The sequence below is a fragment of the Pseudomonas sp. CBZ-4 genome, assembly GCF_000346755.1.
In the GTDB taxonomy this organism is placed as follows: Bacteria; Pseudomonadota; Gammaproteobacteria; order Pseudomonadales; family Pseudomonadaceae; genus Aquipseudomonas.
In genome coordinates this window covers 65019-87218 of the sequence record NZ_ANNV01000101.1, presented here as the reverse complement: position 1 = coordinate 87218, position 22200 = coordinate 65019, and the positions used below count along the sequence as shown (strand labels likewise).

Below are 22200 nucleotides of genomic sequence, written 5' to 3'. Positions count from 1 at the left end.
ATGGCTATGACGCAGACTGCAAAATCTGAGATTGAAGCTTACTCGGCGAACCTTGAAGCTATCGCCGAAACGCTGGCCAGTCAGGCAGTGGAATTAATGAATGCAGGCCTTATCGATCTCGGCGAAGCAGCCCTGGAGCAGTCCGTAAAGCTCAGAGACGCCATTGAGCGCCTTCGAGCCATAGATCTGTAAGGACGCATTATGACCCTCGACAAACCAAACCAAGATCTCAAGCGCGACCTACAAGGCATCGCCTCGGACCTCAAGTGGTCAGCGGTCGAGCTTATGCGCATTGCCGAGCGACTGAGCCTGGCCGGTAATGAGGCAGACGCCCAGGCCGTGCTTAGGATGCTCACTGTATTTCATGATGGTGAGGATCGGCTGGCCGGTTATGCGGATGAGGTGAAGGTGGGAGGGATTGTGCGGGACCGGGGTGAGTAGGTGGTATGGCGGGTATAAGTGAGAGGCGCCAATTGGGGGCCCTCATTCAACCTACGCGTCGATCAGTAGTTCGTCATACTCGCCTGCCGCCAAGGCCTCCTCGTCGTATACATATCCAAGCGCTTCGATTTTTTTGCGCTTCCTATAAAGTCCCAGCTCCTGCCGAGCATGACTCACGGCTCGGTCCTTAATCAGGTCCTCCCAGCCGCTGAAAACCGGGTATTCGTTAAAGATCAGCAGCGCATCCAGCTTTTCATGAAGGGACGCCATGGTCATTTGCTTTTTCGCTAGGGCAGAGCTTTCGGCAAATAGCATGAACTGCTCGGAAAGCAAATGGAGTCGGTAGAGCTCTTCATTGCTCAGGTAGTTTTTGCCGGTTTTCGCTTCCTCTTGCGTCGGGAAATCGCCCTTTACGGATTGAAGCCCCATGTTTTCCAGCATGTGGCTAGCGCGATCCAAGATCAGCTTAGCGCTTGGCATGCCGGTAATGGCGTGATGAAACTTATCCTGTAGTAATGCGTAAAAGCTTTTGACTTGCTTGGAGTTCGGGTCGTAGTCCGACGAACAGATTTTGAAGCATTCCCGCACCTTTGCGTAAATCTGTCTCTCATCATTCCTGAGCGCTCTGACCGCTGCAGCGAGCTTGTTGAGTTTTTCGGGAGACTCACGAAGAGCCCGCTCGTTGATTACATATCCTTGCTCAACGTATGTTTTTAGCGTTTGTGTGGCCCACTGTCGGAACGCAACGGCATTTTTGGCATTAACTCGATAACCGACGGAAAGAATCGCATCCAGGTTGTAGTGCTTAATAGTCCGCTCGACGAAGCGGCCTCCCTCCCGTCGAACTACCGAGAAATCCTCGGTAGTTGCCTTTTCATCCAGCTCGTCGACGGCAAATATGTTTTTTAGGTGAAGGCCTACGTTGTCTGCTGTGGTTTCAAACAGATCTGCCATGTTTTGAGCGGTGGCCCACATGGCCTGCTGCCCCGGCTCGAACCTAAGCTTTACCTTTGATCCATCGCGCACGAACGAAATCGTATTCTCGATTGGCGCATCCTTACTCCCACCATCTGTATCCTTTGACATCTCATACCCTCGGTACGCTAGGCCGGGTTCGGCGATGCTCCAGTTTGCCACTAAATTGGCCGCCACGTCCGCGCCCGGCCCAGCGCCGGGCTTCTTGTTTCTGGCAAGCGCCCTGCTCTGCTATAGTGGCGCCCTCAGATCGCAATGGAAGCATCGAATAATGGAGTCATGGAAGGCACTAACGATCGCCCTATTGGCATCGTTCAGCACACAGGCCGTGTCAGGTGATGGCGCCAACCCTATCGCTGCCGCGATATTTCTCACAATCTCCGCGCCGACCATTTTAATTGGGGCTACTACATCTCTCACGACCGAGCCGCCTGAGATTTTCAAGTCAGCCAAGACCGACGCTCTGGCGTTCATTGGTTCGGAAGGCGAAATAAGGGGCGCTCAATTTGAGCAAGCCTCCCAATACTATCGCGCAACCTACGCCCCGCCGTTGATGTCGGACACGCAACTGGCCCTGGCAATCGCAACCTCCCTCTGACAGCGACTCTCAAGCCGTCCCTAGCGCCGGGCTTCTTGTTTCTGGCCTTCCTTGATCGCCTCCTAAATTGGTCTACGATTACATAGTCGAGCTACTGGTCCCCCAACTGGCTCGACTTTGCCCGCACATGCGGGCTTTTTTGTGTCTGCCCTTCCTGCATTACCCCCTACCCCTCGCAGGCATCGACCTGCACCGCCTGCACCGCCTGCACTGAACGGTACGACCTGCTGATTTGTGGTCGGCCTGCGCCTGACCGGGTCGAGAACTGAGCCCGCCATTGAGCGGGCTTTTTCATGCCTATCAGAAAGGCGCCGCCTCTTCTTCTGGCTGAAACTCGACCTCTCCCCTCCCCGCTACCTCGACTTCCTGCTGCTCCCACCTCACCGTCACGCTGCCGTCGTCATTGAGTGTCAGCTCAAGCTCGTCGGTTTCGGCGATTACGCTCAGCACCTCTTCCCACTCGCGATCTCCATCCGTGTCCAGGCGGTGAATCGTCACCTCCCGCCGCTCTTGGGCGATGGGGTGGTTGATCATCGATGAGACGCGCAGCCCCAGACGCGCCATGCCGCTCATTTCCTGCCGTGCTGCCGGTACCGCCTGCTTCTTCGCCATGACATTCCCTCCCAATTAAATGCTGTACATACATCCAGTATCTGAAAGCGAATATAGCGAACCTTTGGTTCGTCGTAAATCCCCGTCAAGCAGCGTTTTATGGATTCGAAAATGAACCAACAAAAATTTACGTACTTTTGGTACTTGACTCAATGTGAACCTGTAGTTCATATTCACTCCATCGAGTCACCCAACAGGGACTCGCCAGGGCCTCAGGGCCTGACCGCTCTTTAACAGCTCAGGACCTTCGCAGATCGATCCCCGGCAACGGGCACAGTGCGAACAATAAATTCGATCTCCACGCCAGCTCTGGAACTGGCCGTGCTCACCAGATGTGAGCACGCGAAACCACGCAAGCCGGTCGGCGAAGAACACCGTCCACGAAATGTGTGACGCCGACTAGAGATATGAATCGGGCGATGCGCGTGGTGGAGACAACAGATTTCACTGGCAGGCCTTCGCAAGAGGGCCTGACGGGAAATCAACCCGGAGCAACACCATGACCAGAAGCGAATACGAAGACATCGAAGGCTACGCAGTGGCAGCAGTTGTTGGCCTGTTAGCGGCTAAAGACGGGCGCCGATCTGAGGAAATTTCCGCTCATGCGTTCAGTGTGGCAAAGGCGTTTCAGGCCGAGAAGTTGAAACAGCTCGGCGAGAAGCCCGGCTACGAAAGCTGACGGACCTTTTCACTGATGCCCATCCAGAGCGGTGGGCATTGGGAAAACAACCCGGAGGAAGTCGAAGTGATGAGATTAAGCGGGTGCGACATCGATGAGCGAGACCTTATCCGATCTGCAATTCGTAGTCTTAAAGGCCCAAGCAAATACCGCTCCAAGCACGGGCAATACCGGTGGGCGTTGGTGCGTGATGCCTTTGGTGTGGGTTCCGGCGTTGCCAGCGCGCTTTGCCGCGAGTTCGGTTTCGACCCGGAGGAAATGATTCGCTCGTAAATCGCCTCGACAGCCTTGTCCTGAGCCTGAGCGGATCCATCCGCGGCGTAGACGGGCAACACTCGGAGGGATTCGAGCTATATCCGATGCGGACGAAAACGCGGCCTATAACCGCCCACCTGCATGCAGCACCCCTTGATAACGGTGGCCACTGCCAACCCAGTGAGCGAACAACGGAGGGCTTCCACATATCTCGACGGGCTGGCATCCCGCCGACACCCGCACCACCTCAGACACCAAGCGCGCACGTAAGTCTTGGTCAGGGCCTCCCACAAATTGTACGGGAGGCGCGGCTGGTAGATTGCCAGGAACAAATATTCGCCGCCCGACGCCACATGCGCCCGGCAGGCTTGTACGTAAAGAGGGAAAAGCCCGGTTTCGACTGGGCTTTTTTATGCGCCTTTATTGCGTCAGCACTCACCCCGCGCCCATCGGCAACCAGCGGGAGGAAGGAGGGCTGACGAATACATGTGAACCAACGAATGGAGAGAGTCATGGAATTCACTTTTGAAGTGGAAAGGTTGTCGGTAGAGCCATACGGCCGGAACGGAGTTTCGGTAACCGTCGAGGTTGAGGGCTCTGTCTTGGCAGAGAACCTGACAGTGACAGGCCGCCTTGAAGGCCTTGATGTAGAAGACGTCCGCGAGTGGTTGCTGAAAAAAGACAACCACGACGACATCCTCGAAGCCATTGGCGAAGACAAGATTCACGAATTTTTGTCGCATTCCGCCTAACCCCAAACACTGGAGGTCGCCATGGCCCGCACTTACGAATATTGGACGGTCAAGGATGGCGAGGACATTGCCGTCAACCTGACCGTTGTCTCTTTCTCGGCCTCGAAAGGCAACTTCAGCTCGCAGGCCGCTGATCCCGATGAGTATCACGGGCACTGCGAAATCGAGTGGGAATCGAAAGACGACACCAGCTTCATGACTGAATCAGAGATCGCCTCGATGGAAGAGTGGCTTGTGAATGAGCATTCCGAGTACCTGGCCGATCAGGACTACTACGACTAACCCGCCACCCTGGAGGCGACCATGAACGCAGCATTGAAGATATGCCAAGAGCGCTTCGACGCTCAGTTGCCTCCAGAGATCAGCGAGGAGGATCTGGAGCAGGAGTGGCTGGAGCACTCGGCCGAGCAGTTGGTGTGCGGGATGGACATCAAATGGAAGCGCCGCTACGGCCAGCCGCAGGTCGTGACGTTCGATCGGTTCTGCACGTACCTGCAGGGCCACCTGAACCAACGCCAGATCGACGGCCTGGATCAGCGCGACTCACTTGCCCGTCTGTTCCTGTCGTCGATCCTTGGCGGCCAGGCAGATTCACGCGGCCACGCCGCAGACCTGATTGGCGAGCAACGCCCCATTGAATCCGCCGAGCGTATCGCCATGACCCTTCTCAAGCCCTACGCTGCCGACGCGGTTGCAGCCGAGCGGGAAGAGGCAGAAGGCGACGTGGATGCGGACCTATGAGCCCGCACATCCTTATCGTTGAAGCGCTGGATAGCCTCTCGCATCCGGACAGTCCGCCCGGTAACAGCATTCTGGTTCAGCAGATCATCACCAACCTGATGACGGATCAGTTGATCACCCTCGAAGAATTCAGCCATTACTGCCAGCGCCTGCTGAAGCATTGCAGGCAGCGCAAGGAGTTCGCATGAGTACCGCACCGGTTAAATCGCTGATCGACGAACAAATTGAAGAACTGCCCGAATTCATGGCGGTACCAAGCGACCGCGTACTGATGGTGTTCAAGGGCGCAACTTGGGAAGACGCTCTACACTCTGCTGAATTAGCCAGCATTGAAAATGTTCACGCTTGGAGCCGCAGGGCCTGCCTGTGTGGTGAGTGGACGATCACATATGAGGTGAAAGCTTGACCTCCTACCAGCGGGCAAAACGTGCCGCCATCCTCCGCGGAAGTTTAATCGCCATCTCCGTCTTCATCTTCCTGATGCTGATCAGCGCCCTCGCTGATCGCGTCACTCAATAACCCCACACCTTCAATCGCTGCGAGCATCGCGGCAAGGATTCCCCATGTCCGCAGTAATGAAGCAGGACGACAACACGCCTGCGATGTCGGAGGCCGCGCTCGTTGAAGTGCTGAGCAGCAGCCTCTACCCCGGCGCCGAAAAGAACTCTGTAGTGATGGTGTTGGCTTACTGCCAGGCCGCGCACTTGGACCCAATGTTGAAGCCGGTACACATAGTCCCGATCTGGAACTCCAAAACGAAAAAGATGCAGGACACGGTGATGCCTGGCATCGGCCTATACCGCATCCAGGCGGCGCGCACCGGCCAGTACGCCGGAATCAGCGAGCCTGAATATGGCCCTCCAGTAACGGCGAAGCTGAGCGACGTAGAAGTCACGTATCCCGAATGGTGTCGTGTGACGGTCAAGCGGCAGATGAGCAACGGTCTGGTCGCCGAATACACGGCCAATGAGCGCTGGCTTGAAAACTACGCGACATCGAGCAAGGACACCGCGGCGCCCAATGCCATGTGGAAGCGTCGAGCATTTGCACAGCTCGCCAAATGCGCCGAGGCCCAGGCCCTGCGAAAAGCTTTCCCTGAAGTTGGATCAGCGCCAACGGCCGACGAGATGGAAGGCAAAGCGTTCGAGGAGCCGGCGCGCGATGTCAGCCCACGACAGCAAGCCCAGCCTGAACCGGAAACGCTGCCCGCCTACTCCGACGACCTGCTGACCGAGAACATCGTGAAGTGGCAGCCACTTATCGACTCGAACCGAACCAGCCCTGAACACCTCATTGCGACCATCAGCAGCAAGTACACGCTGAGCCCGGCGCAGATTGAAAAAATCACCAACCTCAAAGCCCTCGATGGAGACGCCGCATGAAAATTCACAACGTAGCTCAAGGCTCCGCCGAGTGGCTTAGCCTCCGCGCCCAACACTTCACCGCATCCGAGGCCCCTGCAATGATGGGCGCTTCGAAATATCAAACCCGCACCGACTTGCTTGCTGCCAAAAAGACCGGCATCACGCCGGACGTCACGCCATCTCAGCAGTTCATTTTCGACAAAGGCCACGCAACCGAAGCCATGGCTCGCCCGCTGGCCGAAGCACTGATCGGCGAAGAGCTGTATCCGATCGTTGCTACCGAGGGCAACCTGCTGGCCTCCATGGACGGCGCCACGATGCTCGGCGAGACACTGTTCGAGCACAAACTATGGAATGAGTCAGTCGTGGCCCAGGTGAAAGCGGGCGACCTGGCTCCGCACTACTACTGGCAGCTTGAGCAGCAACTGCTGGTGAGCGGCGCTGAGCGGGTCATATTTGTTTGCTCGGACGGCACGCCGGAGAACTTCGCGCACATGGAGTACCGGCCCGTCGTCGGGCGCGCGGCCCAGTTGATCGAAGGCTGGAAACAGTTCGAGGCAGACCTGGCCAAATTCGAAATGGCTGACGCTCCTTCAATCGTAGTCGGCAAGGCACCTGATGAGCTGCCAGCCCTACGCATCGAGCTGACCGGCATGGTTACCGCCAGTAACCTGAAGGTGTTTGAAGATTCGGCCCTGGCTGTCATCGACTCGGTGAAAACCACTCTTTCCACGGACCAGGACTTCGCCGACGCGAAGAAGGCGGTCAAGTGGTGCGGCGATGTCGAAGAGGCCGTGTCGATCGCCAAGAAACAGGCCCTGTCGCAGACCCAAAGCATCGACGAGCTGTTTTCGTCGCTGGATCGCATCAGCGCCCATGCCCGCGAGACTCGCCTGAAGGTCGACAAGCTGGTGAAGGCTCAAGAGCTGTTGGTGAAGACCACCATCAAGCAAAAGGCCGAACTGGCGCTTGCCGAATACGTCGCCGGGATCAATAGGACCTTGGGCCAGGTGGCGCTGCCTAATGTGCACGTCGACTTCGCCGGCGCCATGAAGAACAAGCGCACCATCGCCAGCCTTCAGGACGCAGTTGATACCGAACTGGCCCGGGCAAAAATTGACGCAAGTCAGGCAGCGGACAGCATTCGCTTAAACCTGAACAGTCTGGCGGAACTCGCTGTTGATCACGCCTTCTTGTTCAGTGATGTGCAGCAGCTGGTAACCAAGGCCAACGACGACCTGGTAACGCTGATCAAATTCCGGATATCCGAGCATCAGAAGGCGGAGCAGGAAAAGGCTGACGCGAAGCGCATCGCCGAAGAGCAGGAAGCCCAGCGCCTGGCGGCTATCAAGCCAGAACCGGTCGTGGAGAAAGTGGCGACACCAGAGCCTGTCCGCGCCGCGCCGGTCCAGGCGACCGTCGGCCAGGCCACAAAGCCTGTGGCGAGCCACACCGTGGAGCAGGTAGCGCTGCAGGCCAACGTGACAGACTTCGAGGCCCTGGTGAAAGCCGTGGCATATGGTCAGGCGCCGATCACCGTCCTATTGGTCAACCGGGAAGCGCTCGACGCGATGGTCGCGGCGCAGGGGTCGACCTTCAGCATGGCCGGGGTGACGCTGGCCAAGGCGGCAGCATGATCAGCAACCACCTCAACCTGGTTGAGCAGCAGCGTCAGCACGCCGACTCAATATCGGAGCGCACGGCGCAGTTCCTGGCGGCCGGTGGAACGATCTACCTGGGCGAAAGCCCGGCGATCAACCCGCTGCCACCGCCCCGCTCCACCAAGATCGATCCCGAAACCATCCTCAAGCGCCGAAAGCCGCCCATCACAGCGGCAGAACGTAAGGCGCTGCGCAAACTCGCGGAGGCATTATGAGCAAGCGCAAACCCCACAATCTCAAAGCACGCATTGACCGGTCCTGCCGGTCGCTGCTGGCTGCCAACCACGTCGCGGTGGTGAACATCGATCCCAGCGGCCGCCAGGGCATGGTCAATTACAAGTCGCTGAAAAACATCCCGCCCGGGAAGATAGGCCAGGCCGTTTGCGGAATTCCTCACCGATGGACGATCTACCTCAGCGCCCTGTGTATCGACGCCCGCGGCGACCGCTACAGCAAGTCGGTGGAGGTGGCGCCCGATGGCGTCTACCTCTCCGATCACCTAGAGGACGTGATCGAGCATTGCTACAAGAAGCTGCGCGACGAGGCCAACCAAAGCCAGATGGTGGCTTCCGGCTGGATCGCGATTCCCGAAGCGATGTCGCTGGACGAGGCGCACGCCGCGCGGATCTTCGAAGCCGTCGGCGCCTGGCACCAGGTAAAGGTCGACTCATGCGCCGCATAACCCGAATCCAGCAACGCAAACGTCAAACCTGGCTCGCACTGCCGGCCAGCGGAATAGAAGAGGTAGGCCATGGCCAAGACTGTGCAGGAACGATCGGCCAAAACTGCCAGGAAGCGTATGGCACTTGCCGAAGAGGAATTGAGGCTCAGGGTTCGCCCCGGCACACGCCAGGCACTGGCCGACCTGATGGAGTGGTCAGGTATTACTGAGCAGGGCGAGGCGATGACGTTGATGATTCATCACCTTCACGCCATGGGCGCCACCAGGTGCCAGCCACTGCTCAATCCGCCGCGCCACGTTTTCGAACCTTCGGAAAAGGTGGCGCGGGAATTTCTCAATAAAAGCCTTCTCGCCATCCAGAAAGATCCAGGCGACGAAATCATAGACCCCGAATAACTCACCCGAGGAATACCGATGAAAGCCAAGACAATCTCCATCGAGGCTGACGGCCTCAAAATCAAAGGCACGGCTGAGCGCATGGTTCAGCTGTTGGCAGTGAGCTTGTTCGCACAGGCCCTGCCGCCGGTCGCGAACGTTCAACCGATGCTGGGCACTGCAATCCCTGAGATCGGCCAGCCTTGGCCGGGCCAGGGTGGTATCTACGGCGGCTACGTGCACGCCCACGGCGATGTGCCAGCGCACTACCTGATCATCGCTGCAAAAGACGTTGGCAGCCTTGAGTGGGGCGGCCGTGGAATCGAGGTGAAGGGGCTCAGCAAGACCGACGGCTACACCAACACCCAGGTGCTGATCGGCAACGATGACGAGCGCCAGTACCCCGCAGCCAATGCCTGCGCCGAGTACCGAGCCGATGGTCACCATGACTTCTACCTTCCAGCCGCCGCCGAGCTGTACCACTGCTGGGTGAACTGCCCCGAGGTGTTCGCCCAGGACTGCTACTACTGGTCGAGTTCGCAGCGCTCAGCCAACACCGCATTCCACATGCTCTTCGATGATGGCAGTCAGACCAGCTACGACAAGTTCTACGAGCTCCGTGTCCGCCCCGTCCGCAGATTCTTTATTTAATCCTTCATCCATTCGTTCTTGATCCGGCACACCAGGGCGCACAGCGCCTTTTTTGTTGCCTTCGAAAAGAGGAAGCACCATGTCCGCAGTTGAGAAAGCAGCACCGGCAGTGACCACCCCGGCCATCGGCCAGGCCTACGGCGGCGGTTTCGTCACCGGCATTACCCGCGACCCAGCCACCGGCAAGCGCTCCCTTCACATCACCGCCAGCGCATCGCATGAGCTGGTCGGTAAGTGGGGCGAGTACGGCGAGAAGATCGAAGGCGCCGACAGCTTCACCGACAGCTTGGCCAACACCCAGGCCATGGCGGCGGCAGGCAGTGAGCTGGCGGCGAAGGTGCTCGCCCTGAATATCGAAGGCCTCACCGACTGGGCGATCCCAGCCCGCGACGTGCAGGAGCTGCAATACCGCCACTTCAAGCCGACCACCGAAGAGAACTGGGAGAACTCGCGCAACGGTGACAACCCGCACAGCGAACCGGTGGGCCAGTTGTACAGCGCAGAAGACCCGCTGCAAACCGTGCACACCGCCCTCCAAGAAGGTGGCGCCGAAGCCTTCCGTGACACCTGGTACTGGTCGAGTTCGCAGCGCTCAGCCGACAACGCATTCTACATGACCTTCGGTGATGGCACTCAGAGCAGCCTCGGCAAGAGCTACGAGCTCCGTGTCCGCCCCGTCCGCAGCGAGCTTATTGATTAATTCGCTTATTTAATCCGGCCGCGTGCGGCCGGTTGCTTTTTCAAATGGAGCTGTACCGCAATGGGAATGCACACCGATCTGTCGATCTACCGGGCCGCCATGGGTCTTTTGCACATGGCAACCACCCTGACCCGCAGCATCCCGCGAGACCTCAAGCAATCGCTGGGAAAGCGAGTGATCGACGAATGCATCGAGGTAGTGATGCTGATCGCCCGTGCAAACGCAACACAGGACAAGCGGCCACACCTGACCCTGTTGGTTGAGAGGGTTCAAGTGGTCGAGTTCCTGATGCGCCTATTCAAGGACAGCCGATTCATCAGTGTCGAACAGCATGCCAAGGCGATAGAGGTGACTGCCTCCGTCGGCAAGCAAGCCAACGCCTGGAAACGCTCTACCCCAACCGCGCCCGCTACCTGAAGGTTACGGCTTTCTGGTCTGTGCGAATTGAATCTGGTCGTGCCGCTGACCTGGTAGGTCACCGCCATGCGCACAAGAGATACCGCCGGTCTAAAGCGTCCGGGCAGGTCTCGCGCAGTTTCCTTGCTGATCGGCTATGCCTTCGGCTCGGCGACGTAGATAGCACGATAGGTCGCAGCGCTCAGCCAACAACGCATTCAACATGAACTTCGATGATGGCAATCAGAACAACAACGACAAGAACAACGAGCTCCGTGTCCGCCCCGTCCGCAGATTCGACTTTGGGTCCCTACCCGTTTCAGGATCTGGTCCAGGCCTATTACGACTGCCGGCGCACCAAGCGCAACAGCGACAGCGCGCTGGCTTTCGAGATCGACCTGGAGCGAAACCTGATCCAGCTACACGACGACCTGGTCACCGGCAACTACCGGCCAGGCCGATCTATCTGCTTCGTGGTTACCCGACCGAAAGCCCGCGAGGTGTGGGCAGCAGCCTTTCGGGACCGCGTCGTCCACCACCTGCTGTACAACCATGTGGCCCCGCGCTTCTACGCCAGCTTCATAGCGGACAGTTGCGCATGCATTCCAGGGCGCGGCACGCTGTACGCCGCCACGCGCCTTGAGTCGAAGATCCGCAGTGCCTCGCAGAACTGGTCGAAGCCGATCTTCTACCTCAAGTGCGACCTGGCCAACTTCTTTGTCGCCATCGACAAGGCGGTGCTGCGCAAGCAGCTGGAGGCCAGGGTCACCGAGCCGTGGTGGCTGGCCCTGGCCACGCAGATCCTCATGCATGACCCGCGCGAGGACTACGAGACCCGCAGCCCGGCGCACCTGTTCAACCGAGTACCGCAGCACAAGCGCCTGGTGGCTCAGCCCGCACACCTCGGCCTTCCGATCGGCAACCTGTCTTCGCAGTTCTTCGCCAACGTCTACCTCGACGCCCTGGACCAGTTCGCTAAGCACCGCCTGGGAGCCAAGCACTACATTCGCTACGTCGACGACTTCGTGTTCCTGCATGAGTCGCCGCAGCAGCTCAACCAGTGGCTGGCCGAGGTCGAGGCGTTCTTGCCCAGGCTCGGCGCCAAGCTCAACCCGACCAAGACCATCCTGCAACCCGTGGATCGCGGCGTCGACTTCGTTGGGCACGTCATCAAGCCCTGGCGCCGAACCACCCGCAAGCGGTCACTGGCCCAGGCGTTGGAGCGAACAGCTGCAGCACCTGCCGAGGACCTGCGCGAGACCGCCAACAGCTACTTTGGCCTGCTCAGCCAGGCCAGCCACAGCCAGAAGGACCGTGCCGCCTTGGCGAATGTCGTGCTGAGGCGCGGCAACACAGTCAACGCGGCGATGACCAAGACCTACCAGAAGCGCGAGGCGCAGGCCCGTACGCAAGGTCGTGCCACCGAGCCAGATCAGCAATCAACCTAAGCCCTTCTGCGGCCTCAGCATCAAGCCTGTCATCAGGAAGACTAAGCAGTCGGACAACCTCATCGCCGATAAGGCGTATCGCTTCTACATCAGTTTTCGTGATCATCGCAGCCACCGTTTCGCGTCGAGCCACGATTATAAACCCACTCCACCGCCCGGGCATGGCCCGGCAAGGACTCCCCATGCCTACAGAAAACAAAACCATCGGCCACCAGCGCCTGGACCGGATCATCGCCGCGAACGAATTCCTAAGGGTGATCGCCAACTGCGGCCGGTGCTTCTTTCGTAACAAGGGCGCCGGGCACGATGCATACCTCGCTCTCAATGGGCGCCGCAACATCGTCTGGCTGTTCGATGACTACACCGGGGACCGCATCAACGTTACGAGGGAAGGCCCGTGGGATGGCTTCTCGCATGGGGGCACCCTGAAGAGCCTGGTCGGGTCTATTGGTGCGTTCGTTCTCAGCGGGAAGATGATGCGCTACGGGTATTTCCAGCCCGTGATGGATAACGGTTTCGAGAATCCATGGGGCTATGGCGACGACATCTTGATTGTTCGCGATGAAGGCGTGCGCCTGGGCTTGATCGGCAAGCCGCAAGAGCAAAAGGAGGCAGCATGAAGCGCATCTACCTCAGCGGCCCCATGACCGGCCTGCCCGGCCTCAACTTCGCCGCCTTCCACGCCATGACCACCAACCTGCGCGCTGGCGGGCACACCGTCACCAGCCCCGCCGAACTCAACCCCGACGGCGGCACTTGGAACGACTGCATGCGCCGCGACATTGCCGCCCTGATGGACTGCGACACCGTGGCCACCCTTCCCGGCTGGGAGCATTCAAAGGGCGCCCGCTTGGAAGTCCTGATAGCCGAACGCCTCGGCATGACGGTTGTGAATGCCCATGATCTGGTAACGATGGAGGCTGTATGAACGAAATAATGCGCTACGACCTTGATCGCGACACCAATGAGGGGTGCGCGGACATGATTCCTATCAGCGATGGGCGCTATGTGGAGTTCGAGGATTTGGAGCGGATCATCACTGAGCATGCCAGCCAGCCTAAGCCGGACTCAGTGCTCTGCAAGTTCTACGACGTGACGGACTGGTCAGGCCTTGTGCGTGAACTGGTAAGACATGTGGCTCAGCTCCAGGACTCGGCAAAGCGCAACGTAAAGCCGTGGGAAGACACTTTCCCGCCGACACTGCTGCCGGCCTATATCGAGCGCGTAAATACCGAGAGTACGGCGGCCCAGCACCAGGAGAATCCGGTAGCAGTGGTGCCTGAACTGACCTCGGAACTTCGTTGGATTCTGGGCCAGATGTGCTTTCAGCATATCCACACCGCCCAAGCATTGCGCTTGATGGGGCACCAGATCGCCAGGAAAGCCGAGGATGAGCAAGCCGTAACCATCTACTGGATGCTCGGCCATTATCTGAAAGACACGGCCAACTGGCGACAGAACGCGATGGCCGAGCTCAAAGCGGCAGCACCAGCCTCATAAGAGTACATCCGTACTCCACCCGCAAAACCTGTAACCCCTCCCCCTTCAAAGTCAGCCGCTATAGCGGCAAGGACGAGTGCGCCCATGGAAACTGTGAAGCTCACAGAAAAGCAGCAGAGCGTCTTCGATGAGCTGCGTCAGATCGGTCGCCAAAACGCCTATAAATATCTTGATAAGCAAGCGTATCTGCACCAGGAAGACCTCCGAAAGATCGCTCTTGGTGACGTGGCCTGCGTCTTCGGCATGGGGGGGCTGAGCTATCAGGTTGCGCACCGCCTGGGCACATCTGCACCGTCAGTGCTGAGCATCTTCAAGGCCCTTCGGCGCAAAGGCCTGGTGATTCGCGAAGAGAGTTATCCCGATTATCAGCGTGCGCGCTACTGGTGGCCGGTTGGCCTGGCCGCCGAACTCCATGCCGAACTGCAGGCTGAAAACCTGGTGACGCCATGACCAACAATGAGCTGCTAAAGCTGTCAGCCAAGGCCATGGGCTTCGAACTGGAGTATCGGCACGGCAGCGACGCCTTCTACTACGACGATCCAGAATCTGGCCGGGAGCAATGGCAGCCACTCAGTGATGATGCCCAGGCCTTGCGCGTATCGGTCGTGCTTCAGCTCAGCATCCTCTGGTTCACCAACCTGCAGTACGTGATGGTCGAGCGTCGAGGCTTCGGCGAGAACATCGGCTGGACCGACGACGCGGATCGAGGCGGAGCGCTCCGCCAAGCAATCACCGTCGTAGCAGCACAAATCGGCAGCACGCTTCCCTAAACCCAATCCCCCTACATGCCTGCCGGTGAGCGGCGGGCGAGGTATTCCTATGTCAGCAGTTCAGCGTTTCCACGAAGCAGCCAACGCCGCACTGGTCAAACTCAGCGGCTACTGCCCGCCTGGCGCCAAGCTTGCCCTGGTCATCGTCACGCCAGGCGAGCCAGAGCGGGACATCATCCTGGAAGACCAGGGCCTGGATAGAAACGAGGTGGTCAGCGCGCTGCGTCGGCGCGGCCTGAGCATCGACGGCGACAACGCCTACAAGCGCGACCTGTGTGACGCGATTGTCGGTGCCCTAGCCATGGGTGCCCAGAACACCAACCCGCCGCCGGCCGAACACTGGGGCCAGCGCTTCTGGGATATCGGACGGGAAGAACGTGAGCTGCACGAAGAGCTCGTCTCCGCACTGAGGCTAAACCGCGAGAACTTGCGGGCCTGCCAAGCAACCATCCACCTTTGCGGCGGTTTCGACCCGGCCTACGTCAGCGACGCCCAGGCAGCGATGAAGGTTGCGGACGCAGTACTCGCCAAGGTCGCTCAATAACCCACCTTCTGCCGCCCAGCGCGGCTCATTGACTCACGCCGCCCGCGGCACGGAGAATCAACATGGCAGCAGCAGAAAAAATTGATCGCTTCCTTCGCCTCGACGAGGTGCTTTACACCACGGGCCTGGGCCGAAATACAGTTTATCGGCGTATCAGGGAGGGCACATTCCCAAAACAGGTTAGAATAGGCCCCAATTCGGTCGCCTGGCGCCAATCGGCAATTGCTGAATGGATGACATCAACAACGCCCAGCAACGACCAATCAGTACATTGATCAGTACACCAAAATCTGACAATCGCACAGAGCCCTTTAAAACCCTGCCCTACAGGTTATACCGTGGAAATCTTCAAGGAATTTACTTTCGAGTCCGCCCACCGCCTGCCGCACGTGCCGGACGGCCATAAATGCGGGCGCCTGCATGGGCATTCGTTCAAGGTGGCCATCCACCTGAGCGGCGACCTCGACCCCCATACCGGCTGGATTCGCGACTTCTCGGAGATCAAGGCGATTTTCAAGCCGCTGTATGAGCGCCTCGACCACAACTACCTCAACGACATCCCCGGCCTGGAAAACCCTACCAGCGAAGTGCTGGCCAAGTGGATCTGGACCGAATTGAAACCCCTGCTGCCGGAACTCAGTGCGATTCGTATCCACGAGACCTGCACCAGCGGTTGCATCTATCGCGGTGAGTGAAGCAACGCTGTGAAAAAGCCACCCTTGCGGTGGTTTTTTTATGCCTGGCTCCCGTACAGTCGTGGCTTGCCACCGCCGAAGAGGAACTTGCCCATGCACATCATCAATGCCCGCCTGCGCAACCGTGAAGGCCTGCATGATCTGCACCTGGAACACGGCAGGATTGCCAGCATCACCCCACAAACAACCGTGCCGGAGCTTCAAGCTGACGACCTCGACGCCGCCGGCAACCTGGTGATCCCGCCCTTCGTCGAGCCCCATATCCACCTCGACGCCACCCTCACCGCCGGCGAGCCACGCTGGAACATGAGCGGGACCTTGTTCGAGGGCATCGAGTGCTGGGGCGAGCGCAAAGCCACTATCACCTTTGCAGACACCAAGGCCCGCGCCAAGCAAACCATCCAGGCCCTCGCCGCCCACGGCATCCAGCATGTGCGCACCCACGTCGATGTCACCGACCCCAACCTCACGGCGCTGAAGGCCATGCTGGAAGTGCGCGAGGAAAGCACGCACCTGATCGACCTGCAAATCGTCGCCTTCCCCCAGGAAGGCATCGAGTCCTACCGCAACGGCCGCGAGCTGATGGAGGAAGCCATCCGCCTGGGCGCCGATGTGGTCGGCGGCATCCCGCACTTTGAATACACCCGCGACCAGGGCGTCAGTTCGGTGAAGTTCCTGATGGACCTGGCCGAGCGTACCGGTTGCCTGGTGGATGTGCATTGCGACGAAACCGACGACCCGCACTCACGCTTTCTTGAAGTGCTCGCCGAAGAAGCCCGCAGCCGAGGCATGGGCGCGCGCGTCACCGCCAGCCACACCACGGCCATGGGTTCCTACGACAATGCCTACTGCGCCAAGCTGTTTCGCTTGCTGGGGCATTCCGGCATCAGCTTCGTCTCCTGCCCGACCGAGAGCATCCACCTGCAAGGCCGCTTTGACAGCTTCCCGAAACGCCGCGGCGTGACCCGCGTCAACGAGCTGCTCGAAGCGGGCATGAACGTGTGCTTTGGCCAGGACTCCATCGTCGATCCCTGGTACCCACTGGGTAACGGCAACATCCTGCGGGTGCTCGAAGCCGGCTTGCATATCTGCCATATGCTCGGCTACCGCACCTTGCAAAGCGCCCTCGACCTGGTCACCGATAACAGCGCCAAGGCCATGGCCCTGGGCGAGCGCTACGGCCTGGAGCCGGGGCGGCCGGCCAACCTGTTGATCCTCTCGGCAGACAGCGACTATGAAGTGATTCGCAGCCAGGGCCTGCCGCTGTACTCGATCCGCAACGGCAAGGTGCTGATGAAGCGTCAGCCTGCGCAGGTGGAGTTTGTGATCAGCTAGTTTGCCGACGCGCTGTGCCGAACAGGCTGACACTGAGCAACGTGTCGGCTTTGGCCTGCAAGCGCACCGGCGCCGTGCCGCCCGGCATCACCACCGCAACCTCGCCCGCCGCCACCCAACCGGCGCGCCACGCCGCACACGCCACCGCGCTGGCACTGGTGCCGGACGACGCGGTAGGCCCTTCGCCGCGCTCAAAGACGCGGGCGATCACGCGGTTGTCGGATTCCCGGGCGGCCCATTGCAGATTGACGCCGGCTGCGCAGGGCTGGCCACGGCCAACCGGCGGCGCAAACGCGATCGCCTGCAAGAGTCCGAATAGCGCGGGCGCCTGCATCTGCAGGTTGTCCGGCAGCGCCGACGCGTGCTCCACCAACGTTACGCAATGGGGGTTGCCCACCCGCACAAATTGACTCTGCGCCCAGTGCGGGTTGATCGCCGCCAGTGCGCTGACGTGGCTGAGTCCGGCGCTGCCCACGTCCGATGCGCCAACGGCCAGTGGCCCAAACGCAGGCTGGCCCAAGGCAAGCCAGAATCCCGCCACCTGCTCGTACACCGCAGGTTCCACCCAGGTGGTCACCGGCGAGGCACCGCCGGGTTGGTCGTGATGCACGCGCAACTCACTGGCCGCCGTCATCAAGCCCTGGTCCGTGAGGGCCTGGGCAAAGATCGTCAGGCCATTGCCGCTGCGCTCGGCCAGGGTGCCGTCCGTGTTGACGATCAACAGGTCAAACGGTGGCTCGGCCTGGAATGGCCCAATCAGCAAGCCATCGCAACGGTGGGCCTTGGCCGCAGGCGGGCGCGGCGTCGAGCCCCAACCGCATTCGGCGGCAATCGCCGCCGGCGCCCAAACCTGGCGCTCACGCACAGCCTGGGCGGCAATGCCGGCGAGGGCGATGCCTTGGTCGCGTAAAAAAGCCGGGCTGACCACCCCGTAGATATTGCCCCGTGCATCGTAGAATCGGGTCATAGCAGCGCCTGCCGGGAGTTTTTCATCAGTTCATCCGCTCGCTTGCCTATGGGTTGGGGCAGCAGCGTATTACAGAATGCCCTGTCTGTGGGAAGCGGCCTGGAAGGTGCGTAACCCACTGCAAGAAGCCTGGGGTTCGCCAGTTCCTGCAGGGATTACGCACCTTCCAGATCGCCTCCGGCAGAGCCGGCATCCCTTACGTGGCGAGTAACACTTAAAGCGTTCCCAGTTTGTAAAAATAAACTTCACAGCCGCCGCCTCAGCGGGAACCCGGCTCGCTCAGCAAGGCCTGATGTGCAAGGATGTCGCGCCGGACACCGTTCGTTGAACGCAAAACCAAGGATTTTCCATGACCGCCATCCCCACCCCTGCGCCCGTGATTCCCGGGCGGCTGGAGCAAATGTCCACTCGCATCGCATTTTTTATCGCCGGCTTCGGCATCGCGGCCTGGGCGCCGCTGGTGCCCTACGCCAAGGCACGTGCGCAGTTGAACGAAGGCACGCTGGGCCTGTTGCTGCTGTGCCTGGGCGTGGGTTCGATCATCGCCATGCCGGTGGCCGGCGCACTGGCGTCACGCTACGGCTGCCGACGCGTCTTGAGCGCCGGCACGATCCTGATCTGCCTGGCCCTGCCGATGCTGGCCACCGTGAGTACGATTCCATGGCTGATGGCTGGTCTGTTCCTGTTTGGCGCAGGCCTGGGCACGGTGGACTCAACGGTCAACCTGCAAGCCGTGATCGTCGAACGGGCCAGCGGCAAAACCATGATGTCGGGCTTTCATGGCCTGTTCAGCCTGGGGGGCATTGTCGGTGCGGCCGGTGTCGCCGGGTTGCTGGGGCTGGGCATGACGCCGTTGCAGGCGACCCTGGTGGTGATCGTCATCATGGCCGTGGCGTTGCTCAAGGCCGGGCCGCACCTGTTGCCTTATGGCAGTGAAAGTTCGGGACCGGCGTTTGCCGTGCCCCATGGCGTGGTGCTGTTTATCGGCTGCCTGTGTTTTATCGTGTTTCTTGCCGAGGGTGCGGTGCTCGACTGGAGCGCCGTGTTCCTCAGCGCCGAGCGCGGCCTCGACGAAGCCTACGCCGGCCTTGGCTACGCCGCGTTTGCCCTGACCATGACCGCCGGGCGCCTGACCGGTGACGCCATTGTGCGCCGCCTGGGCGCCACCCGCGTGATCGTGATCGGCGGCGCCCTGGCCACGGCGGGCATGTTACTGGCCACCCTGCTCCCGGCGTGGCAAACCGCGCTGCTCGGTTATGCGCTGGTGGGCGCCGGTTGCTCGAACATTGTGCCGGTACTGTACAGCGCCGTCGGCAAGCAAACGGTGATGCCCGAACATATCGCGGTACCGGCCATCACCACCCTGGGCTACGCGGGTATTCTCGCCGGGCCGGCGGTTATCGGCTTTATTGCTCATGGCAGCAGCCTGAGCACCGCCTTTGTACTGATTGCCCTGCTGCTCGCGGGCGTGGCCATCAGCGGCAAGATTCTCAAGGTGTAAAACCACCCACAAAGCCCTGGTGTCACAGGGCTTTGTGGGCCTTGTCCTGCTCAAGCCAGCGCTCCAGGCCTTTATTGCTGATCCAGCCTTCCTGGTGGGCAGGGCCGAATATCCGCGTGCCGCTGGCGCGCTCCAGCGAACGCAATAAACCCGGGCGCTCAAGGATGTTCTTGGCCGTGTACACGCTCAGTTCGCTGTACTGCTTGCCGGGCAAACCGGTGGCCGGGTCCAGCACCGGCTGGCCGTATGGGCCGACGGCGTCGGGATCGCCCATCAGGGCCCTGAGTGCGGCAATTTCCACGTACTGGTGCTTGTCAAAAAAGAACGTTCTGTCCTTTGTCTGATCGCGCAACTGCTCGAATAACGCCTGCAAGGCTTTGACTACCTGTGCGTTGTCCTGGCCATGGAACGGGTCCTGGCTGAAGGCGCCTGGGGAGCTGTTGCCCTGCAAGACACTAACGGCGACCGCCAGGCTGTCGCGGGTGATATCACCGTCACTGCTCAGGATTGCGTCCCGCAGAGGCGGACGCTGGATGATCTCGCGAGCCGCCAGGATGGCGTGGTCCAGCTTGTCGCTCTCGCCCACCGTGGCTTCGGCCACCTGCCGCAGGGATGACAACGTCAGTCGTCCGTCCCTCAAGAAAGGGTGCAGCAAACCAAAGCTGTCCCTCAGTGTTTCGGCCAACTGGCTGTCCTTTGAGTCGGCGCCCGGCGGCAAAAGGCTCGCACGCGGCACCAGTGGATTCTGCAAGGCACGGTGATGCAGGCCGGGCACGCCGCCGCGCAACAGCGCTGGCCGCCGAGGTAACTCACCCGATGAGCTGTCACGAGGCCGGGCAGCATGGGGGGGGTCGTTCCAGGCATCGCGGTGGGTGGCCGGTGAACACGCCGCAGATCGTGTGCCCTGTTCTGCCGGCGCCGATGCGCCCGTGGCCGCTTGCCGCGCGTGAGGTAGTGCAGCATCGATTGTCATGCGACTTCTCCAACTTTTCTCAGATCCGTGCTTGGTTCCATGAACACAAGCAAACCTCTGTGGTGAGTGGAGTGCGACAGTTCCAGACTGGCGCAGAATACCAATGACAGTATGTAAAAAGGCGGCCAGACCTGTGCTCAGCCAGGCTTGTGCCGGCGCCAGGCCGCAAGCCCCATGATCAACGTCGCCAAGGCACTGGCAAGGTGTTTCAAGGGCGAGGCCACCGTGCCGTCAGCCAGCCCTGGGGCCAGCATGCCCCTGGCGAAATCATCGGCGACCGGCGCCTGGAATTGCCGTTGGCCGGCAAAGGCTTTCATTCGCCGGGTCTGGGCGCAGCAACTGCTCGCCGGCAGGCTGGCCGGGAGCGCTGCGGCTGTTTCAGCAGTGGCAGCCGCCCCCGCGTCATGCCCACGGCGAAAGGTTTCTGAAAAACCATCCTGGCGAGATTGAAACGACGTTGTTGTCATAGCTGGCCCCTGACTCGATGCCTGAAAAGCGACCCGTCCCACCAGAGCCGCCGAGGTTGTATTACCTGAGTGGCGTCGCTGTGGAAATGGTTCCTGACACATTCATCGCCCGGCATGAGGCACTGCAAAACGCTCACGGTGCCTCATGACACTGCGGCCTTTGCGTCAGGACGACAACCGCTGGAGTTCCCTTCGACTGAGGTATCCATCGCCATTGCGATCCATCGCCATCAGCAAGTTGCCACGCCTGAGCAGTACCTGGGCCAGCTGGATGAGGTGATCCCTGGGAGAGTCGCCCGTCAGGGGTTGGGCAGCGAGTCTGTGCAGGTCCCGGATACTGATTTTGCCGCCCCAACGCCGTGCCAGTTCATCGAAATGGCTGAGCATTTCTCCGGCGATCTCCTTGTCATCCTTGTACCGGAAAAAGTTCGTGTCATTGAGGGCGTTACGCAAGTCTTGCTTGCTGAACCGGTTGTCCGTCGCCCCCGTGCCGTTGTTCCGATCCAGGGCCTGCATCAGGTCGGGGCGGTTCAGAATTTCCCGGGCCAGGCGAATGTTGTTGTTCATCACCGGGTCGTTGCCAAGGGGTCTACTGGCCATTTCCCTGATATCACGGGTGGTCATGAAACGCGCGTGATGGGACCCAGTAAACGCCTTGAAGTTATCCAGCAGCGCTTGCGTCAACTGTTCATGGTTCTGCATCGAGTAATCCGGTTTTGGGTGCGGCCTGGAAGGGGCACCGCTACCAGGGTGCGGCCTTGGCGGGGCACCGTTGCAAGGCCTGTGCATGGGCGGACAGTGCCCGCCAAACCAATGGCTCATCCAGTCTTTGAAGCGCTCCATGAACCCTGGATGCCGCATCGCCTGCGTCGTTGCCAAAGGGTCATGGCGCTGGCCCGCGCGATCGGTCGGCGGTTGATGATCGCCAAACACCGGTCCGGTCTGGTTCTCCTGCGAGCGGAAACTCACGTTCGTCGCGTTTTGGCCGTCAACGGAAGGCGCCGGGCGACTGGCCTTGGCTTGCGGCGCAGGCGATGGCGTATCAAAGGTGGATGATGCAGGTACGGATGACTCGAGGGTCGATACCGACATAGATGTCTCCAGTGCAAGAAGATTGA

General features: G+C 60.1%; 35 protein-coding genes. 29 read left to right on the top strand and 6 right to left on the bottom strand.

Annotated elements, in window-relative coordinates; all coding sequences use genetic code 11:
* Positions 1-6 precede the first annotated feature (6 nt).
* Complete coding sequence (locus B348_RS0112640) at positions 7-192, top strand: hypothetical protein (RefSeq protein ID WP_124356191.1); 186 nt, start codon at positions 7-9, stop codon at positions 190-192.
* Between the two features lie 9 nt (positions 193-201).
* Entirely contained in the window at positions 202-441 is a 240-nt protein-coding gene (locus tag B348_RS0112635) for a hypothetical protein (protein ID WP_017736480.1), read from the top strand.
* Between the two features lie 51 nt (positions 442-492).
* Here the strand turns inward: B348_RS0112635 and rhuM are convergent, their stop codons facing one another.
* Positions 493-1527 (bottom strand): RhuM family protein, encoded by a 1035-nt coding sequence (rhuM, locus tag B348_RS0112630; RefSeq protein ID WP_032864850.1) that lies wholly within the window; start codon positions 1525-1527, stop codon positions 493-495.
* A 160-nt stretch (positions 1528-1687) separates the two neighbouring features.
* On the opposite strand from rhuM, the gene B348_RS0112625 reads away from it, so the two are divergent.
* Positions 1688-2014: a DUF2388 domain-containing protein gene (locus B348_RS0112625; protein WP_017736478.1), complete on the top strand. Its 327-nt coding sequence runs from the start codon at positions 1688-1690 to the stop codon at positions 2012-2014.
* A gap of 300 nt (positions 2015-2314) precedes the next feature.
* On the opposite strand, the gene B348_RS0112620 is transcribed toward B348_RS0112625, so the two are convergent.
* Positions 2315-2626 carry a DUF1654 domain-containing protein gene (locus B348_RS0112620; RefSeq protein ID WP_017736477.1) on the bottom strand — a complete coding sequence of 104 codons (312 nt, stop codon included), beginning with the start codon at positions 2624-2626 and terminating at the stop codon, positions 2315-2317.
* Positions 2627-3125: 499 nt separating this feature from the next.
* Between B348_RS0112620 and B348_RS0112615 the strand changes: the two genes are divergently transcribed.
* The 25 genes from B348_RS0112615 (at position 3126) to codA (ending at position 17174) form a co-directional block, all read left to right on the top strand.
* Positions 3126-3305, top strand: coding sequence for a hypothetical protein (locus tag B348_RS0112615; RefSeq protein ID WP_017736476.1), 180 nt, complete (start codon positions 3126-3128; stop codon positions 3303-3305).
* Positions 3306-3320: 15 nt separating this feature from the next.
* Positions 3321-3578 carry a hypothetical protein gene (locus tag B348_RS0112610; protein WP_017736475.1) on the top strand — a complete coding sequence of 86 codons (258 nt, stop codon included), beginning with the start codon at positions 3321-3323 and terminating at the stop codon, positions 3576-3578.
* Positions 3579-4072: 494 nt separating this feature from the next.
* On the top strand, positions 4073-4312 hold the full coding sequence (locus B348_RS0112605; RefSeq protein ID WP_157356504.1) for a hypothetical protein: 240 nt from the start codon (positions 4073-4075) through the stop codon (positions 4310-4312).
* A 21-nt stretch (positions 4313-4333) separates the two neighbouring features.
* A complete protein-coding gene (locus tag B348_RS0112600; protein ID WP_017736473.1) occupies positions 4334-4594 on the top strand; it encodes a hypothetical protein in 261 nt (86 codons plus the stop codon).
* 21 nt (positions 4595-4615) lie between these two features.
* Entirely contained in the window at positions 4616-5053 is a 438-nt protein-coding gene (locus tag B348_RS0112595) for a hypothetical protein (RefSeq protein WP_017736472.1), read from the top strand.
* Positions 5050-5241 carry a hypothetical protein gene (locus tag B348_RS0112590; protein WP_017736471.1) on the top strand — a complete coding sequence of 64 codons (192 nt, stop codon included), beginning with the start codon at positions 5050-5052 and terminating at the stop codon, positions 5239-5241. The genes B348_RS0112595 and B348_RS0112590 overlap by 4 nt, the downstream gene beginning before the upstream one ends.
* Entirely contained in the window at positions 5238-5459 is a 222-nt protein-coding gene (locus B348_RS0112585; RefSeq protein WP_017736470.1) for a hypothetical protein, read from the top strand. Before B348_RS0112590 ends, B348_RS0112585 begins: the two co-directional genes overlap by 4 nt.
* A gap of 169 nt (positions 5460-5628) precedes the next feature.
* The gene (gene bet / locus B348_RS0112575; RefSeq protein WP_017736468.1) at positions 5629-6435 is read left to right on the top strand and encodes a phage recombination protein Bet; all 807 of its coding nucleotides are present in this window, start codon (positions 5629-5631) and stop codon (positions 6433-6435) included.
* Positions 6432-8054 (top strand): YqaJ viral recombinase family protein, encoded by a 1623-nt coding sequence (locus B348_RS0112570; RefSeq protein ID WP_017736467.1) that lies wholly within the window; start codon positions 6432-6434, stop codon positions 8052-8054. Before bet ends, B348_RS0112570 begins: the two co-directional genes overlap by 4 nt.
* Positions 8051-8293 (top strand): hypothetical protein, encoded by a 243-nt coding sequence (locus B348_RS0112565; RefSeq protein WP_017736466.1) that lies wholly within the window; start codon positions 8051-8053, stop codon positions 8291-8293. Before B348_RS0112570 ends, B348_RS0112565 begins: the two co-directional genes overlap by 4 nt.
* Positions 8290-8760 (top strand): hypothetical protein, encoded by a 471-nt coding sequence (locus tag B348_RS0112560; RefSeq protein WP_017736465.1) that lies wholly within the window; start codon positions 8290-8292, stop codon positions 8758-8760. The genes B348_RS0112565 and B348_RS0112560 overlap by 4 nt, the downstream gene beginning before the upstream one ends.
* 69 nt (positions 8761-8829) lie before the next feature.
* Positions 8830-9156, top strand: a complete 327-nt coding sequence (locus tag B348_RS0112555; RefSeq protein WP_017736464.1) for a hypothetical protein — start codon at positions 8830-8832, stop codon at positions 9154-9156.
* An 18-nt stretch (positions 9157-9174) separates the two neighbouring features.
* Positions 9175-9786 carry a DUF1566 domain-containing protein gene (locus B348_RS0112550; RefSeq protein ID WP_017736463.1) on the top strand — a complete coding sequence of 204 codons (612 nt, stop codon included), beginning with the start codon at positions 9175-9177 and terminating at the stop codon, positions 9784-9786.
* Between the two features lie 79 nt (positions 9787-9865).
* Positions 9866-10486 carry a DUF1566 domain-containing protein gene (locus B348_RS0112545; RefSeq protein ID WP_017736462.1) on the top strand — a complete coding sequence of 207 codons (621 nt, stop codon included), beginning with the start codon at positions 9866-9868 and terminating at the stop codon, positions 10484-10486.
* 60 nt (positions 10487-10546) lie between these two features.
* Positions 10547-10903, top strand: coding sequence for a four helix bundle protein (locus B348_RS0112540; RefSeq protein WP_017736461.1), 357 nt, complete (start codon positions 10547-10549; stop codon positions 10901-10903).
* A 212-nt stretch (positions 10904-11115) separates the two neighbouring features.
* Complete coding sequence (locus tag B348_RS0112535; RefSeq protein WP_177325331.1) at positions 11116-12330, top strand: RNA-directed DNA polymerase; 1215 nt, start codon at positions 11116-11118, stop codon at positions 12328-12330.
* Positions 12331-12512: 182 nt separating this feature from the next.
* A complete protein-coding gene (locus tag B348_RS0112530) occupies positions 12513-12950 on the top strand; it encodes a hypothetical protein (protein ID WP_017736459.1) in 438 nt (145 codons plus the stop codon).
* Complete coding sequence (locus B348_RS0112525) at positions 12947-13258, top strand: DUF4406 domain-containing protein (RefSeq protein WP_017736458.1); 312 nt, start codon at positions 12947-12949, stop codon at positions 13256-13258. The genes B348_RS0112530 and B348_RS0112525 overlap by 4 nt, the downstream gene beginning before the upstream one ends.
* Positions 13255-13830, top strand: a complete 576-nt coding sequence (locus tag B348_RS1000000131940) for a hypothetical protein (RefSeq protein WP_017736457.1) — start codon at positions 13255-13257, stop codon at positions 13828-13830. The genes B348_RS0112525 and B348_RS1000000131940 overlap by 4 nt, the downstream gene beginning before the upstream one ends.
* A gap of 84 nt (positions 13831-13914) precedes the next feature.
* Entirely contained in the window at positions 13915-14280 is a 366-nt protein-coding gene (locus B348_RS0112510; protein ID WP_017736456.1) for a hypothetical protein, read from the top strand.
* Positions 14277-14600, top strand: a complete 324-nt coding sequence (locus B348_RS0112505; RefSeq protein WP_017736455.1) for a hypothetical protein — start codon at positions 14277-14279, stop codon at positions 14598-14600. The genes B348_RS0112510 and B348_RS0112505 overlap by 4 nt, the downstream gene beginning before the upstream one ends.
* A gap of 49 nt (positions 14601-14649) precedes the next feature.
* Entirely contained in the window at positions 14650-15144 is a 495-nt protein-coding gene (locus B348_RS0112500; protein ID WP_017736454.1) for a hypothetical protein, read from the top strand.
* 62 nt (positions 15145-15206) lie between these two features.
* Positions 15207-15419 (top strand): AlpA family transcriptional regulator, encoded by a 213-nt coding sequence (locus B348_RS1000000130910; protein ID WP_081609232.1) that lies wholly within the window; start codon positions 15207-15209, stop codon positions 15417-15419.
* Between the two features lie 63 nt (positions 15420-15482).
* Entirely contained in the window at positions 15483-15839 is a 357-nt protein-coding gene (gene queD, locus B348_RS0112495; RefSeq protein ID WP_017736453.1) for a 6-carboxytetrahydropterin synthase QueD, read from the top strand.
* Between the two features lie 93 nt (positions 15840-15932).
* On the top strand, positions 15933-17174 hold the full coding sequence (gene codA, locus B348_RS0112490) for a cytosine deaminase (protein ID WP_017736452.1): 1242 nt from the start codon (positions 15933-15935) through the stop codon (positions 17172-17174).
* Here the strand turns inward: codA and B348_RS0112485 are convergent.
* A complete protein-coding gene (locus B348_RS0112485) occupies positions 17167-18141 on the bottom strand; it encodes a diaminopimelate epimerase (protein WP_017736451.1) in 975 nt (324 codons plus the stop codon). The two genes, codA and B348_RS0112485, sit on opposite strands and share 8 nt — an antisense overlap.
* Before the next feature lie 349 nt (positions 18142-18490).
* On the opposite strand from B348_RS0112485, the gene B348_RS0112480 reads away from it, so the two are divergent.
* Positions 18491-19642, top strand: coding sequence for an MFS transporter (locus B348_RS0112480; RefSeq protein ID WP_017736450.1), 1152 nt, complete (start codon positions 18491-18493; stop codon positions 19640-19642).
* Between the two features lie 22 nt (positions 19643-19664).
* Here the strand turns inward: B348_RS0112480 and B348_RS1000000131935 are convergent, their stop codons facing one another.
* The 3 genes from B348_RS1000000131935 to B348_RS1000000131930 all read right to left on the bottom strand — a co-directional run bounded on the left by B348_RS1000000131935 (position 19665) and on the right by B348_RS1000000131930 (position 22174).
* Complete coding sequence (locus B348_RS1000000131935; RefSeq protein WP_256204333.1) at positions 19665-20615, bottom strand: type III secretion protein; 951 nt, start codon at positions 20613-20615, stop codon at positions 19665-19667.
* Positions 20616-20752: 137 nt separating this feature from the next.
* Complete coding sequence (locus B348_RS0112470; protein ID WP_017736448.1) at positions 20753-20932, bottom strand: hypothetical protein; 180 nt, start codon at positions 20930-20932, stop codon at positions 20753-20755.
* A 315-nt stretch (positions 20933-21247) separates the two neighbouring features.
* The gene (locus B348_RS1000000131930) at positions 21248-22174 is read right to left on the bottom strand and encodes a hypothetical protein (RefSeq protein WP_026136762.1); all 927 of its coding nucleotides are present in this window, start codon (positions 22172-22174) and stop codon (positions 21248-21250) included.
* Positions 22175-22200: the final 26 nt, after the last annotated feature.